Source organism: Mycobacterium sp. IS-2888, from assembly GCF_001954215.1.
Lineage (GTDB): Bacteria > Actinomycetota > Actinomycetes > Mycobacteriales > Mycobacteriaceae > Mycobacterium.
This window is the reverse complement of the sequence record NZ_MBET01000026.1, coordinates 127,567-142,335: the sequence shown is the minus strand read 5'-3', so window position 1 is coordinate 142,335 and position 14,769 is coordinate 127,567. Positions and strand designations below refer to the sequence as shown.

The following is a 14,769-nucleotide window of genomic DNA, read 5'->3' as shown; positions in this document are numbered from 1 at the left end:
TGCCCACGGCGCCGAGCGTGACCCGACGCGGTAGGTGCGCTGGGGTGCTCAACATCGGCATCGCTGTCGCGCCTGCGCGGCCGATGCGACCCCGCACGCTCCCGCGCCACCAGCAACGTGAACACCAGGCCCAGCAGCACCGGCACGTGACTGGCGATTCGTGCCACGGTGACCTCGCCGTTGAACGCGTCGACGATCACGTAGCTCAACAGCGCGACCGAATACACGCCGGTGATCGCCGCGACGCCGATCGCGGTGACGGGCCAGATGCCGGCGGCCATCATCGCCAGACCCAACGCAAGCAGCCACGCGGTGGACTCGTGCATCAGATGCTCTCCGGACATCGCGCCGTGCATGTGCATCGACACCATGCCGAAATTGGTTCCGCTGATTTGCGCCGCGGCGATCGCGACCTGGAACGCGCCGACGCCGATCAGACCCCAGCGCCGATAGTGCGATCGCAGCCAGCGCATCCCACGCCGATACGCGGTGGACTCGGCCGCGGCGCTCGCCAGAATCTTGTCGACGAGGTCCGGTGCCTCGCCGGGCTCCATCGAGACCAGCCGGCGGGTCTGCACCGCCGCGCCGATCAGCCAGGTGCGGCAACCTCGGCACGTTTCCAAATGCGCGTCGACCTGCTGCGCGAGCACTTGGGGACGCTCGCCGTCCAATCGCGCGGAAAGCGCCTCACGGGCAACGTCACACCGCATCCCTGCATCGTTGCGCAAGCCCGGGCCGCGCGCAAAGGGCGCGCGAAAAATGACGGGGAACCAAACCGCTCGGCAAACCGACCAATGGAGGCAAGCACCCTCACACTCACGAACACTCATCGAAGAGGTATCCGTGTTTCCGCTCGAAGGCCGCCGACGATGACCGCCCCGATCTGGATCGCCTTTCCGCCGGAGGTGCATTCGACATTGCTCAGCAGCGGCCCGGGACCCGGGCCGCTGTTTGCCGCGGCGGCAGCGTGGACGTCCCTGGGCACCGAATATGCCACGGCAGCAGACGAACTCGTCGCGTTACTGGGCGCTGTGCAGGGTGGCGCATGGGATGGGCCCAGCGCCGAACAATACGTGGCGGCACACGCCCCCTATCTGGGCTGGCTGATCGACAGCGCCGCCAAGAGCGCGGCGGCGGCCACATTGCACACGACGGCGGGCACCGCTTACACCACCGCGCTGGCCACCATGCCGACGCTGGCCGAGCTCGCGGCAAACCACGCCACTCACGCCGTGCTGGTCGCCACCAACTTCTTCGGTGTCAACACCATCCCGATCGCGGTAAACGAATTGGATTACGCGCGCATGTGGGTGCAGGCCGCGGCGACGATGAGCACCTACCAGGCCGTCAGCGAATCCACGCTCGCCGCGGTACCCGCGACCACCCCCGCGCCGCAGATCGTGGCGACACAAGCTGCCACCACGGCGGCCGACAGCAGCACCTCGTGGCAGGACGAGCTAGCAAAGGCACTTTCGGACTTCACCCAAAGCGTCCTCTGGCCGCTGGGGAAGGAGATATACCCCGACGGCTGGCCCATTGACGCGGTTCCATTTGCCAACGCGGTGTCCTCCTTTTTCATGCAAATTCCCGGCATGAGCCCCGCGCTGGCGACAGCGTTGGGTTGGTTCATCTTTCACTCGTTGATGCTCGTCTGGCCCTTAGTGCAAGCGGCGCAGCTGGGAGTGATGCTTGCTCCGGTCATGATCGCGGCTGTTTCCGCCGCCGCCGCCGCGGGCGTGGCCGCGGCTGTCGCCGGTGCTGTGAGTGCCGCCGCCGCTGCTGCGCCGGCGCTAAGCGTGCCGTTGGCAACGGCGCCGCCGGCGCCGATGGCCACCACGCCGGCTGCGACGCCGACAACGTCCGCCAGTACCGCGGCGAATGCGAGCGCCACGGCTTCCAGTCCGGCGCCGAGTGTGGCCACGGCGTCGGGTGGCGGTCCGGTCGGCGGCGGACCCGGAGTTGGCTTCGGCCCGACGGCGACCGACGGAATCGGCGCGGGCGTCTCCGACTCGCTGTACGCCGTGGGCCTGTCCGGACTGTCGGGACGCAGTAGCGCCCAAAGCCGGGCGCGCCGCAAGTCCGAGGAACCGGCGCCCGACGACGCCGACGCACCGGCCGCCGCGGCGGCGGACAAGCGAGCCCGGGCCCGCCGACGGCGCGGGGCAACGGCCAAGGACCTCGGATACCGCTACGAATTCATGGATCCGGAGGGGGTCTGGGCATCGGCGCAGAGCGCCGGATCGCTCGGATTTGCCGGTGCCGCAGCCAATTCCGACGGACCCCAACCCGCGGGGCTGATCACTGTCACCGGTGAAGGGGTGAGCGACGGCCCAACCGTGCCGATGATGCCGAGCAGCTGGGACCAGGATTAAGACCAGGGTTAATCAGCCGGCGGCCCATTGTTTGGCGCGCTCGAGTTCGTCGAGGCCGAACAGGGCGAGCTCGCCGGGCACTAGCCACGCCAGCGCGTGCAGGGTATGGGCGACCCACTCCTTGTCGGACACGACGGCGATTCGCTTGAACGCCGAATGATGTGGCAACACGGTGCCCATGCCCAGCTTGATGTCTTCGACCAGCCCGCCGGGCCCGAAGCCCTCGTAGTCCGGCTCGATGACCTCGACGATCCGGATCTCGCCGGTCTTGACCAGTTCCTCGATGGTGGGCCTGATCTCGCGCAGTTCGTCACCGCTCAGACGCCCTGACACGCGGATGCCGATTACGCCCTCGGGCACGTCCGGCAGCAGTTCGATCATCGACCTCTCCTTCCGTCAGGCAGGGTATGTCAGGCAGGGTAGCGACGGGGGGTGAACACCCGGTCACCGGAATCGTCTGAGTACCACTGGGTTTGCGACGATCCGACGATCAGCAGGCAGCGCATGTCGACCTCGGCGGGGTTGAGATCGGCCAGCCGCACCACGCGCACGTCTTCGTCGGGACCGGAAACGCTGCGGCCGATCACCACCGGCGTGCCGGGTTCGCGGTGTGCGAGCAGCACGTCGCGCATCGCGGCCACCTGCCAAGTCCGCGACTTCGAGGCCGGGTTGTAGATGGCCAGCACCAGATCGGCGGCGGCCGCGGCGGCCAGGCGAGCCGAAATGACATCCCACGGCTTGAGCCGGTCCGAGAGCGAGATCACCGCGTAGTCGTGCCCCAACGGCGCGCCCACCCGGCTGGCGACGGCCTGCGCGGCGGTCATCGCGGGAATCACCCGGATCCGCACCCCCGGCCATTGTTTGGCCTCTTCCAAAACCGCCGTGGCCATGGCGAAGACGCCCGGATCGCCCGACGACACCACCGCGACGGTGTGGCCCTGCTCCGCCAACGCGCACGCCAGCCGCGCGCGCTCCGGTTCGTCGGTGTTGTCGCTGGGGTGGCGCCGCTGGCCGTCGCGGACCGGGACGCGATCCAGGTAGCCGCCGTAGCCGATCAGATCGGTCGCGGCGGCCAGCTCGCGTCGGCTCTGCGGCGTCATCCAGTCGAGGTCGCCGGGGCCCAGGCCCACCACCGCGACGGTGCCCTCATGCGAGGGATGCTGCGCGCGACGTCCGCCCGGCAGCATGGCCAGCGAGAAGTACGGCACGCTGTTCTCGTCGACGTCGGCGGCGGGCAGAATGCGCTCTCCGGCGCTGCTGGCACGCTCCACATAGAACGCGCCATCAAGCTGCCCGGACGCCGAAAGCGCTTCTCGCACAGCGTGATACGACCGGCCCAGTTTGAGGACCACGGCGGCGTCGGCGTCGGCGAGCCGACGGGTCAGCTCCGCGACCGGCAGTGTGCCCGGCAGCACCGACAGCACCTCGTCGCCGGCCACCAGCGGTGTCGCGATGGCAGCCGAGGCCGCGCTGACCGACGTCACACCCGGCACGATGACGGCGTCGAACCGCTGCGTCAGCCGGGTGTGCAAGTGCATGTAGGAGCTGTAGAAGAGCGGGTCGCCCTCGGCGAGCAGCGCCACATTGCGTCCCGCGTCCAGATGCGCGGCGATCCGCCGGGTGGCATCGGCGTAGAAGTCCTCCAGCGCGCCGGCGTACCCGCCGGGATGATCTGTCGCCTCGGTAGTCACCGGATAGACCAGGTGCTCCTCGATCTGGCCGGACCGCAGATACGGTTCGGCGATGCCGCGCGCGATGCTTCGGCCGTGCCGGGCGCTGTGGTAGGCCACCACGTCCGCTTCGCCGATCACCCGGGCGGCCTTGACGGTCACCAACTCCGGGTCGCCGGGGCCAAGCCCGACGCCCCATAGCCTGCCGCCCGATGTCATTCGCTGTTGCTCGCAATCGCGTTGACGGCCGCGGCCGCCATGGCGCTGCCGCCCCGGCGGCCCCGCACCACCAGATAAGAGATGCCGCGCGGACGCTCGATCAGCTCCTGCTTGGACTGCGCCGACCCGACGAAGCCGACCGGCCCACCCAGCACCGCGACCGGCGGCGCCACCCCCTCGTCCACGAGTTCGAGCAGCCGGAACAGGGCGGTCGGCGCGTTGCCGATGGCCAGCACCGCCCCAGCCAGCCGGTCGGCCCACAGCTCCACGCCGGCCGCCGAGCGGGTGGTCTGCCGGCGCGCGGCCAGGTCGGCCGCGCCCGGGTCGGCCACCAGCGAGACGACCTTGTTGTCGGCGGGCAGCCGCGCGGTCGTGATCCCCGCGGCCACCATCGACGAATCGCACAGGATCGGGGCGCCCGCTTGCAGGGCGGCGCTGGTCCGCGCGACGACGTCGTCGGTGAACGCGACATGCTCGGCGACGTCGACCTGGCCGCAGGTGTGGATCAGCCGGACCACCACCCGCGCCACGTCGTCGGGAAAACGCGACAGATCGGCCTCGGCGCGGATGGCCGCGAACGACAGGCGATAGATCTCCGCCGCGTCGCGGATGTAGTCGAGCACGTGCTCACCCTAAGCGCTAGCCGCGCAGCAGCCGATAGCCCTGTCCGCTGGCGACCAGCACCTGACCGGCCGGTGGACTGCCGCACGCGCGTTCGCAGCCGACGAAATGACGATGCACGGCCGAATCCGCGTCGAGCGACAGCGCCGCGTCGGCCCGTACGTCGGCCGCCGAATGTTCGCACCCGGGGCTGCCGATGCACGCGCTGACGTTGAGCCAGGGGGAATTCTCGTCGAACACCAAGCCCAGCGGGGCAAGGACCCGCAGCGCGGTGTCGGCGACGCCCTCCTCGAGGTCGCACACGAATACCGAGCGCCACGGCGTGACCACCAGCGGCGCCTCGATCGCGGCGAGATACTCCGCGACGCTGGCGGGCAGCGCCCCCAGCGGCACCGCCGCGCCCAGCGCGACCCGGCCGTCGTCCTGGTCGATCCAGCCCACCGGTGGCCGGGTGACGGGCGGGAAGGTGGTGTCACTGAGCACCGCGCCGGGAACAAGTCCAGCGATGTCATCCAATTCGCTGACGCGCCAAGCTTTTCCGCGTATGTCCACGAACCGGCGGGCCACTTCCACGAGTGTCTGGATCGCGTCGCGCGGGGCCAGCCGGACGCCTGCGTCCCGCCCCGCCAGCAGCAGCGCACAGTCGTCGCCCAGCACGTGCACGCCGACGTCGGCGCCCAGCCCCGACACGTCGGCGCGGCCGTCGTCGAGGCCGAACCAGAACCGGCCGCCGAGCTCCGCGAGCGCGGGTTCGGCGCAGATCGCAGCGTCCAGCTCACCAACCCAGGGACGCACGTCGGCGCGCCCGCCGGCCCGTCCCGACAGCGGCGACGCGACGATGTTGCGGACGCGCTCATGCGTCGTCGACGGCAACAGCCCGGCGCCGGCGATCGCCTCGGCCGCCGCAGTCACGTCGGTGATCCCGCGTAGTTGCACGTTGCCCCGGGACGTCAGCTCGAGCTTTCCCGAACCGAACCGGCTCGACACATCGGCGAGTGCGGCCAGCTGGGCGGCCGTGATCATGCCGCCGGGCAGCCGGACGCGCACCAGCGCACCGTCGGCCGCCTCGTGCGCCTGCAGTGCGCCCGGGCAACCGTCCGTGTCGCGCGATCTGGCCATCCGTTTACGGTACGACCCGTGGACTTTCCGGCGTAACGTGCAGGCCAGCGAGAGGTCGGGTGATTGCCATGGCACAGAAGCGCCCAGTGAAGGTCGCGATCATCGGCGCCGGGATGTCCGGCATCTGCATGGCCGCCAAGCTGCAGGACGCCGGCATCGACTCGTTCACCATTTTCGAGAAGGCCGACGAGGTGGGCGGCACGTGGCGCGACAACACCTATCCCGGACTTACCTGCGATGTCCCGTCGCGCTACTACTCCTATTCGTTCCGGCCGAATCCCAACTGGTCGCACTGGCTGCCGCCGGGCCCGGAGATCCAGGCGTATTTCCAGCGGGTGGCCGACGAACGGGGCATCCGTCCGCACATCCGGTTCGGCACCGTCGTCACGGCGGCCCGATATGACGACGGGACGTGGCGACTCACCACCCCCGACGGTGAGGAGACGTTCGACGTGCTCGTCACCGCGACGGGGGTCCTGCGGGTGCCTCGCTATCCGGACATCCCCGGACGGGGCACCTTCGCCGGCCCGGCCTTTCACTCGTCGCAGTGGGACCACTCGGTTTCGTTGCCGGACAAGAGGATCGGCCTGATCGGCACCGGTTCGACCGGTGTGCAGATTACCGCGGAGCTCGGCGGCAAGGTGCGCCAGTTGAAAGTCTTTCAGCGCACCGCGCAGTGGGTTTACCCATTCCCTAACCCGCGCTATTCAAAGTTGGCTCAGGCGGCGCTGTCACGGTGGCCGGCGCTGAACGGTCTGCCCTATCGCTTCTGGGGGTGGCTGATGCGGCACTGGTTCGGCGTGGCACCGATCCGCCCGGGCTGGCAGCGCCGTCAGATCCAGGCCTGGTGTCGATGGAACCTGCGGCTGTCGGTGCGCGACCCGCAGCTCAGGGCCAAGCTGACTCCCACCTACCAACCGATGTGCAAGCGGCAGGTGATGGCCGGGCATTTCTACCGGTCCGTACAAAAGCCCGGAGTAGAGATCATCACCGACTCGATCGACCACATCGAGCCGCGCGGCATCGTCACCGCCGACGGCACGCTGCACGAACTCGACATGCTGGTCTATGCCACCGGATTCGACGCGCGCGCCTACGTGCGCCCACTCGAAGTGATCGGGGAGGGCGGAATCACCCTGGACGAGGTCTGGGAGGACGGTCCGATGGCTTATCGGTCTATCGCGGTGCCGGGATTCCCCAATCTGTTCATGCTGATGGGGCCGCATTCGCCGATCGGCAACCAGTCGCTCGTTCCGATCGCCGAGGACCAGGCCGGCTACGTGATGTGGTGGATCGAGCAGCTGCGTGACGGAGCGGTGCGCGCAGCGGCTCCGACCGAGGCGGCAACCAAGGAATACAACGAGCGCATGAAAGCCGCGATGCCGCAGACGATTTGGGTTACCGGCTGCAGCAGTTGGTACCTCGGCAAGGACGGTCTGCCGGAGCTCTTCCCGTGGACGCCCGAGACCCACCGCGAGCTGTTGCGACGACCCGAGCCGACGCACTTCGAGGTGCGCACCGCCTGAGCGCTAGGACGTTCCCGTCCGTCGGGCATAGGTAGCGCGCTTATCCACTTCGACGTCGCTGGTGAAAACGCGTCCGGTGCCCAATAGCCGCCCTAGCGCCTCGTATGCGCCTTGCGGCATCAAACGCTGAGCGGACGCGACCACGCCGATGGAACGGGGTACGACGACACGTGATTTCGGTTTGGCGATCACGTCGGCGACTGCCCTGGCGACGTCGTCAGGCTCGGCGTTTTTGAAGCCGCGCGCGTGGCCGATGCCGGCGATCATCTCGGTGTTGGTCAACGTCGGCATGATCACCGAGAAATGGACGCCGCTCCCGCGGTTCTCCATGCGTACGGCGTCGGTGTACCCGAGAACGGCATGTTTCGTCGCGCAATACGTTGCGATGCCCTCGGTGGGCAGCACGCTCGCCAGCGACCCGATGTTGATGATGTGACCGCGTCCGCGGGGCAGCATGCGTTGGGCGGCCAGCTTGGTGCCCAGGATGACGCCGTAGACGTTAACGTCGAGCACCCGCCGGGTGATGTCGTCGGACTCGTCGACGGCGCCACCCACCGCGATGACGCCCGCATTGTTCACCACGACATCGATCGGCCCCAGGTCGCTTTCGACGCCGTCGAGGAAATCGGTGAAGGATTGACGATCCGTCACGTCCAGCCGACGGCCCGCGTCGGCGCCCACCGGATCGATGTCGCCGACGGCGACCTTGCCGCCCAGGTCCCGCAGAACCGTGGCGATGGCCAGACCGATTCCGCGCGCTCCGCCGGTGATGGCAATGACCTTGTCCGCAACCGAGGCAGCCTTCATCCCCTCACGCTAGCGGCACCGCCGCCGCCAGCCGAGCCCCGCTGGGGTACGAATGGTGGGTGGCCGAGCCGACCATCCTGCTGCTGTCGACGTCCGACACCGACCTGATCAGCGCCCGGTCCAGCGGCAAAAACTATCGGTGGGCCAATCCGTCGCGGCTGTCCGACCCTCTAACCGATTCAGAACTGGGGGAGTTGCTGTCCGGCGCCGCGATCGTCGTGGTCCGGATCCTGGGTGGCTATCGCGCCTGGCAGAGCGGCATCGACGCCGTGATCGCCAGCGGTGTCCCGACGGTACTGGTCAGCGGTGAGCAGGCCGCTGACGCGGAATTGACCGGCCTGTCGACGCTGGCGGCCGGCATCGCGGTGCAGGCGCACATCTACCTGGCCCACGGCGGCGTCGAGAACCTGCGGCAGCTGCACGCCTTCCTTTCGGACACCGTGCTGATGACGGGCTTCGGGTTCACGCCGCCCGTGGTGACGCCGACGTGGGGCGAGCTGCAGCGCCACGACGCCGCGAACACCGAAGGCCCGACGATCGCGGTGTTGTACTACCGGGCGCAGCACCTGGCCGGCAACACCGCATACATCGAATCGCTGTGCCGGGCCATCGAGGACGAAGGCGGGCGCCCGCTGCCCGTCTACTGCGCGTCGCTGCGCACCGCCGAACCGGAGCTGCTGCAACGGCTGAAAGATGCCGACGCCATGGTCGTCACCGTGCTGGCCGCCGGGGGACTGAAGCCGGCCACGGTGTCCGCCGGCGGCGACGACGACAGCTGGAACGTCGAACACCTTGCGGCGCTGGACATCCCGATCCTGCAGGGCCTGTGCCTCACCAGCCCGCGCGATCAGTGGCGCGACAACGACGACGGGCTCAGTCCGCTGGACGTGGCCAGCCAGGTGGCGGTCCCGGAGTTCGACGGACGCATCATCACGGTTCCGTTCTCGTTCAAGGAGATTGACGACGACGGCCTGATCTCCTATGTCGCCGACCCGGAGCGCTGCGCGCGTGTCGCGGGCCTGGCGATCCGTCACGCACGGTTGCGGCACGTCGCGCCCGCGGACAAGCGCGTGGCTCTGGTGTTCTCGGCCTACCCGACCAAGCACGCCCGCATCGGCAACGCGGTCGGCCTGGACACCCCGGCCAGCGCAGTCGCGCTGCTGCGCGAGTTGCGCGAGCGCGGTTACCGGGTGGGCGACCTGCCCGGAGTCGAGTCCAACGACGGCGACGCCCTGATTCACGCGCTGATCGAACGAGGCGGACAAGATCCCGACTGGCTCACCGAAGGGCAACTGGCCGGCAACCCGATCCGGGTGTCCGCCAAGGATTATCGCGACTGGTTCGCGACCCTGCCGCCTGAGCTCACCGACGCCGTCCAACAGCACTGGGGCCCGCCGCCCGGCGACCTCTTCGTCGACCGCGGTAACGATCCCGACGGCGAGATCGTCATCGCCGCAATGCAAGCGGGCAATCTGGTGCTGATGGTGCAGCCGCCCCGCGGTTTCGGCGAAAACCCCGTTGCCATCTATCACGACCCGGACCTGCCGCCCAGCCACCACTACCTGGCTGCCTACCACTGGCTGGATGCCGGCTTCAAAGCCGACGCCGTCATCCATCTTGGCAAGCACGGCAACCTGGAATGGCTGCCCGGAAAGACGCTGGGCATGTCGGCGGCGTGTGGATCCGACGCCGCGCTGGGGAACCTGCCGCTGATCTACCCCTTCCTCGTCAACGATCCCGGGGAGGGCACCCAGGCCAAGCGACGGGCGCACGCGGTGCTCGTCGACCACCTCATCCCGCCGATGGCACGCGCCGAAACCTACGGCGACATCGCGCGCTTGGAGCAGTTGCTCGACGAGCACGCCACTGTAGCCGCGCTCGACCCCGGCAAGCTGCCCGCCATCCGCCAGCAGATCTGGACGCTGATCCGGGCCGCCAAGATGGATCACGACTTGGGCCTGACCGAGCGACCCGCCGAGGATTCGTTCGACGACATGATCCTGCACATCGACGGCTGGCTGTGCGAGATCAAGGACGTCCAGATCCGCGACGGCCTGCACGTCCTCGGCCAAAGGCCAACGGGCGAGGCCGAACTCGATCTGGTGTTGGCGATTTTGCGGGCCCGCCAGCTGTTCGGCGGCGAGCACGCCATGCCCGGCCTGCGGCAGGCCTTGGGGCTGGCCGAGGACGGCACCGACGAGCGGACGTCAGTTGACGAGGCGGAGGCCGCCGCCCGTGAACTGGTCGCCGCGCTGCAGGCCACCGGTTGGAATCCCGACGCCGCCGAAAGCCTCACCGACAACGCCGAGGTGGCAAGAGTGCTGCGGTTCGCGGCCACCGAGGTGGTGCCCCGGTTGGCCGGCACGGCCTCCGAAATCGGCCAGGTGCTCAGGGCGCTCGACGGCCGGTTCATCCCCGCCGGTCCGTCGGGTTCGCCGCTGCGCGGCCTGATCAACGTGCTGCCCACCGGACGCAACTTCTACTCCGTCGACCCGAAGGCGATCCCGTCCCGGCTGGCGTGGGAAGCAGGTGTGGCGCTGGCGGATTCGCTGCTCACCCGGTATCGCAACGACCACGGCCGCTGGCCGCAATCGGTGGGGCTGTCGGTATGGGGCACCTCGGCCATGCGCACCGCCGGTGACGACATCGCCGAAGTCCTTGCGCTGCTGGGCGTTCGACCGGTCTGGGACGACGCATCGCGGCGGGTCGTCGGGTTGACCCCGATGCCGCTGGTCGAGCTGGGCCGCCCGCGCATCGACGTGACCGTGCGCATCTCGGGATTCTTCCGCGACGCGTTCCCGCACGTGGTGACCATGCTCGACGACGCGGTGCGGTTGGTCGCCGACCTCGACGAGCCGGAGCAAGATAACTACGTACGCGCCCACGCTCAGGCCGACCTGGCCCAGCATGGCGATCAACGCCGCTCCACCACAAGGATTTTCGGATCCAAGCCGGGAACATATGGCGCCGGCTTGCTGCAGCTGATCGACAGCCGCAACTGGCGCGACGACGCGGATCTGGCGCAGGTGTACACGGCGTGGGGCGGCTTCGCCTACGGACGCGACCTGGACGGACGCGAGGCCGTCGACGACATGAACCGCCAGTACCGACGAATCGCGGTGGCCGCCAAGAACACCGACACCCGCGAACACGACATCGCAGACTCCGACGACTACTTCCAATACCACGGCGGGATGGTGGCCACCGTGCGGGCGCTTACCGGTCAAGCGCCCGCCGCCTACATCGGCGACAACACCAGGCCCGACGCGATCCGCACTCGCACCCTGTCGGAGGAGACCACCCGGGTATTCCGCGCCCGCGTCGTCAATCCCCGCTGGATGGCCGCGATGCGCCGGCACGGCTACAAGGGTGCCTTCGAGATGGCCGCGACCGTCGACTACCTGTTCGGCTACGACGCCACCGCGGGGGTCATGGCCGACTGGATGTACGAACAACTCACCGAGCGCTACGTGCTGGACGCCGAGAACCGCAAGTTCATGGCGGAGTCCAACCCGTGGGCGCTGCACGGCATGGCCGAGCGGCTGCTGGAGGCAGCCGGCCGCGGCATGTGGGCGGACCCGCAACCGGAAACCCTGGACGGGCTGCGTCAAGCGCTGTTGGAAACCGAGGGTGACCTGGAGGGCTGACACGGGCTACTCCGAATTCGCCGCCCCGGTCGCGAACGTGCGGCTAGCCGCACACTCGGAGCCGAACGTGCGGCTGACCGCACACTCGGCTTGAGAGGGCCGCTGTCAGGAGTCCTCTCCCGGAGTAGGTTGACACCGTGACGCCTACCTTCGCCGATCTCGCCAAGTCGGAATACATCCTGCTGACCACGTTCACCAAAGACGGCCGACCCAAGCCGGTGCCAATCTGGACCGCCGTGGATAAGGAGCGCGGGGACCGGCTCCTCGTCATCACCGAGGAAAAGTCGTGGAAGGTCAAGCGGATCCGCCACACCCCGCGCGTGACGCTGGCCACCTGCACCATGCGCGGCCGCCCGACGAGCGAGGCGGTCGAGGGGACCGCGACGATCCTCGACAAGTCGGAAACGGCCGCCGTCTACGACGCGATCGGCCAGCGCTACGGCATCGTGGGCAAGGTGTTCAACTTCTTTAGCAAGGCGCGCGGCGGCATGGAGAAGAACGTCGGCCTCGAGCTCAAAGTGGCTGCGCCCTAACGCAAATGGGCAGCGTCCTGATCCCGATCCCTGATCGCGACTTCGACCCCACCGAGGTCGCCGTCAGCTGGCGTGTACTGACGCGGAGCGGTCATCGGGTGGTGTTCGCCACCGAAAGCGGCGCGGCAGGGGTGGCCGACGACATCATGGTCACCGGCCGAGGGCTCGACATCTGGTCTGCGCTACCGATATTGGGCGCCATCCCGGTCATCGGGCTGATGCTGCGGGCCAACAAGGACGGCCGCGACGCCTACGCCGCGATGGTCGATTCGACCGAATTTCGCCATCCCCTCAGCTGGTCTCAGGCCACCCTGGACGACGTCGACGCGCTGCTCCTGCCCGGCGGACACCGCGCCCGCGGCATGCGCAGCTACATCGACAGCGACATGTTGCACCGGCTGGTGGTGGACGCGTTCGGCCGCGGCATGATCGTGGCCGCGATCTGTCACGGTGTGCTGCTCGCCGCGCGCAGCGTCGATCCCGCCACGGGGCAGTCCGTGCTCTACGGACGCAGGACCACGTCGTTGACCTGGGCAATGGAACGGCTTGCCTGGCGGCTGACCCGCCGCACCCGATTTCGGGACCCCGACTACTACCGGACCTACACCGAGCAGCCCGGGCAGCCCGGCGGTTACATGTCGGTGCAGTCCGAAGTCACCCGCGCCCTTAAAGATCCAGCAGATTTTTGCGACGTCGTCCGCGGAGAACCGCACTGGCGGCGCAAATCCTCGGGAATGGCAAGGGATACCGCGACCGACTCGCGGCCGGCATTCGTCGTCGACGACGGCAACTACATCTCGGCGCGCTGGCCCGGCGACACGCACACCTTCGCCACCGTTTTGTCGCAGAAGCTTAAGAAGCTCTGACGGCACTATGTCGTTGCGCCGGCGCCCAGGTGCTCGCCGAAGAACGCGAAGACCCGATCCCACGCATCGTCGGCCGCCGCCCGGTTGTAGCCGAAGCCGACGACGCGAAGCAGCGGCTGGGCGGGGAGCTGGTTCGCGAAGCTGTGACCCGCACCGGGGTACGCCTTGATATCGGTGGTGATCCCCTTGGCGGCCGTCACTTCGCGAAACTTCTTGGGTGCGCCGATGCCCAGCGGGTCACGGCTGCCGAAGCTGGCCACAATCGGGCAGGCCCCGTCCAGCGTCTCGCTCAGGTTGCGGGGCAGGGGCGTCCCATAGAACGGCGCGGAAGCGCCAAAACCCTTGGGCGACATAATGAGTGAGAAACCGCCACCCATGCAGAAGCCGGCGATCCCCACGCGGCCGGTGCATTCCGGCATCGACAGCAGGTGATCGCGCGCGGCCAGGATGTCGTCAAGCGCGCGACCACGCTTGGTCAGCAGCTCGCGCATGACCCTGGTGATGCATCGCGCGCGACCACCCCGGGCGTACATGTTCGGGGTCAGCGCCAGATAGCCCGCCTGCGCGATGCGCCGCGAAATCAGTTCATTGTCGGGGCCGTAGCCGACGGCGTCGTGGATCACCACCACACCAGGCCAGGGACCGTCGCCCTGGGGAACGTCCAGCAGCGCATCGATGGGTCCGTCGGGGGCCTCGATCTGAATCGTCGTCATAGCGTCATCTAACTGCAGCCGGGTTGTGCCTCACCAGGGGAACTCAGCGTCGGTCCGCGGACGTTGGCGTGACATGCTGTCGCGGCTGTTGCTCGTCTATGCGGTCGTCGAACTCGCGGTGATCTTCGCGCTGGTGTCGACGATCGGGTGGGGCTGGACCCTGCTGGTGCTGCTGGCCACCTTCCTGCTCGGGTGGGGTCTCTTGGCGCCGATGGCCGGGTCGCAACTCATTCGCCAACTCGGGCAACTGCGATCGGGCCTGACCGAACCGCAGGCCGCGGTGAACGACGGCGCACTGGTCGGCTTGGCCATGGCGCTGGTCTTGGTTCCCGGACTGGTCACCACGGTGTTGGGGCTGTTGTTGCTGGTGCCGCCGATACGGGCGGTTGCCGGCCCCGGCCTGAGCGGGATCGCACTGCGCGGACTGCGCGGGCGGGCACCGCGGGTCACCCAGACGACGGTCTTCACGACCGACCCTCGCCGCGGCCAAGCCGGCGACGGCCGCGACTACATCGACGGCGAGGTCATCGACGGCGAGGTCATCGACGTGCACGACGTCGAGCTGCCACCGCGGCGCCCGTCGTCGCCTGGCTCGATCTAAGTTTTGGCGTGTGGCGCAAACCGATCGTCAGGCTACGACGCTGCTGCTGAACGGCCGGGTGCACAGCCCCAGCCA

At 68.6% G+C, this 14,769-nt stretch carries 12 protein-coding genes and 1 pseudogene; 6 read left to right on the top strand and 7 right to left on the bottom strand.

The features are described 5' to 3' along the window. Nucleotides 1–50 precede the first annotated feature (50 nt). A pseudogene (locus tag A5745_RS24955) lies at nt 51–710 on the bottom strand (DUF2275 domain-containing protein); the annotation flags it as partial. A 159-nt stretch (nt 711–869) separates the two neighbouring features. Here A5745_RS24955 and A5745_RS05120 point away from each other — a divergent pair. Further along, the gene (locus tag A5745_RS05120) at nt 870–2,372 is read left to right on the top strand and encodes a PPE family protein (protein WP_076115331.1); all 1,503 of its coding nucleotides are present in this window, start codon (nt 870–872) and stop codon (nt 2,370–2,372) included. A 12-nt stretch (nt 2,373–2,384) separates the two neighbouring features. On the opposite strand, the gene A5745_RS05115 is transcribed toward A5745_RS05120, so the two are convergent. Genes A5745_RS05115 through cobG form a run of 4 tightly spaced genes read right to left on the bottom strand, consistent with a single transcriptional unit; the run spans nt 2,385 to nt 6,001 of the window. Continuing rightward, on the bottom strand, nt 2,385–2,753 hold the full coding sequence (locus A5745_RS05115; protein WP_076115330.1) for an STAS/SEC14 domain-containing protein: 369 nt from the start codon (nt 2,751–2,753) through the stop codon (nt 2,385–2,387). Between the two features lie 29 nt (nt 2,754–2,782). Then, complete coding sequence (locus tag A5745_RS05110; protein WP_076115329.1) at nt 2,783–4,261, bottom strand: precorrin-2 C(20)-methyltransferase; 1,479 nt, start codon at nt 4,259–4,261, stop codon at nt 2,783–2,785. After that, nucleotides 4,258–4,884 carry a precorrin-8X methylmutase gene (locus A5745_RS05105; protein ID WP_076115328.1) on the bottom strand — a complete coding sequence of 209 codons (627 nt, stop codon included), beginning with the start codon at nt 4,882–4,884 and terminating at the stop codon, nt 4,258–4,260. The genes A5745_RS05110 and A5745_RS05105 overlap by 4 nt, the downstream gene beginning before the upstream one ends. A gap of 16 nt (nt 4,885–4,900) precedes the next feature. Beyond that, nucleotides 4,901–6,001: a precorrin-3B synthase gene (cobG, locus tag A5745_RS05100; RefSeq protein ID WP_076115327.1), complete on the bottom strand. Its 1,101-nt coding sequence runs from the start codon at nt 5,999–6,001 to the stop codon at nt 4,901–4,903. Between the two features lie 68 nt (nt 6,002–6,069). Here cobG and A5745_RS05095 point away from each other — a divergent pair, with 68 nt between their 5' ends. Beyond that, complete coding sequence (locus tag A5745_RS05095) at nt 6,070–7,527, top strand: NAD(P)/FAD-dependent oxidoreductase (protein ID WP_076115326.1); 1,458 nt, start codon at nt 6,070–6,072, stop codon at nt 7,525–7,527. Nucleotides 7,528–7,530: 3 nt separating this feature from the next. Here A5745_RS05095 and A5745_RS05090 read toward each other — a convergent pair whose 3' ends face one another. Then, on the bottom strand, nt 7,531–8,334 hold the full coding sequence (locus tag A5745_RS05090) for an SDR family oxidoreductase (protein ID WP_076115325.1): 804 nt from the start codon (nt 8,332–8,334) through the stop codon (nt 7,531–7,533). A gap of 59 nt (nt 8,335–8,393) precedes the next feature. On the opposite strand from A5745_RS05090, the gene cobN reads away from it, so the two are divergent. From cobN to A5745_RS05075, 3 genes are all read left to right on the top strand, one after another. Then, nucleotides 8,394–11,981: a cobaltochelatase subunit CobN gene (gene cobN, locus A5745_RS05085; protein WP_076115324.1), complete on the top strand. Its 3,588-nt coding sequence runs from the start codon at nt 8,394–8,396 to the stop codon at nt 11,979–11,981. A 137-nt stretch (nt 11,982–12,118) separates the two neighbouring features. Continuing rightward, the gene (locus A5745_RS05080) at nt 12,119–12,514 is read left to right on the top strand and encodes a PPOX class F420-dependent oxidoreductase (RefSeq protein WP_076115323.1); all 396 of its coding nucleotides are present in this window, start codon (nt 12,119–12,121) and stop codon (nt 12,512–12,514) included. A gap of 5 nt (nt 12,515–12,519) precedes the next feature. Next, complete coding sequence (locus tag A5745_RS05075) at nt 12,520–13,380, top strand: type 1 glutamine amidotransferase domain-containing protein (protein WP_076115322.1); 861 nt, start codon at nt 12,520–12,522, stop codon at nt 13,378–13,380. 5 nt (nt 13,381–13,385) lie between these two features. Here A5745_RS05075 and A5745_RS05070 read toward each other — a convergent pair whose 3' ends face one another. Further along, a complete protein-coding gene (locus tag A5745_RS05070) occupies nt 13,386–14,093 on the bottom strand; it encodes a dienelactone hydrolase family protein (RefSeq protein ID WP_076115321.1) in 708 nt (235 codons plus the stop codon). 73 nt (nt 14,094–14,166) lie between these two features. Here A5745_RS05070 and A5745_RS05065 point away from each other — a divergent pair, with 73 nt between their 5' ends. Continuing rightward, entirely contained in the window at nt 14,167–14,694 is a 528-nt protein-coding gene (locus A5745_RS05065; RefSeq protein ID WP_076115320.1) for an FxsA family protein, read from the top strand. The last annotated feature ends 75 nt before the right edge of the window (nt 14,695–14,769 follow it).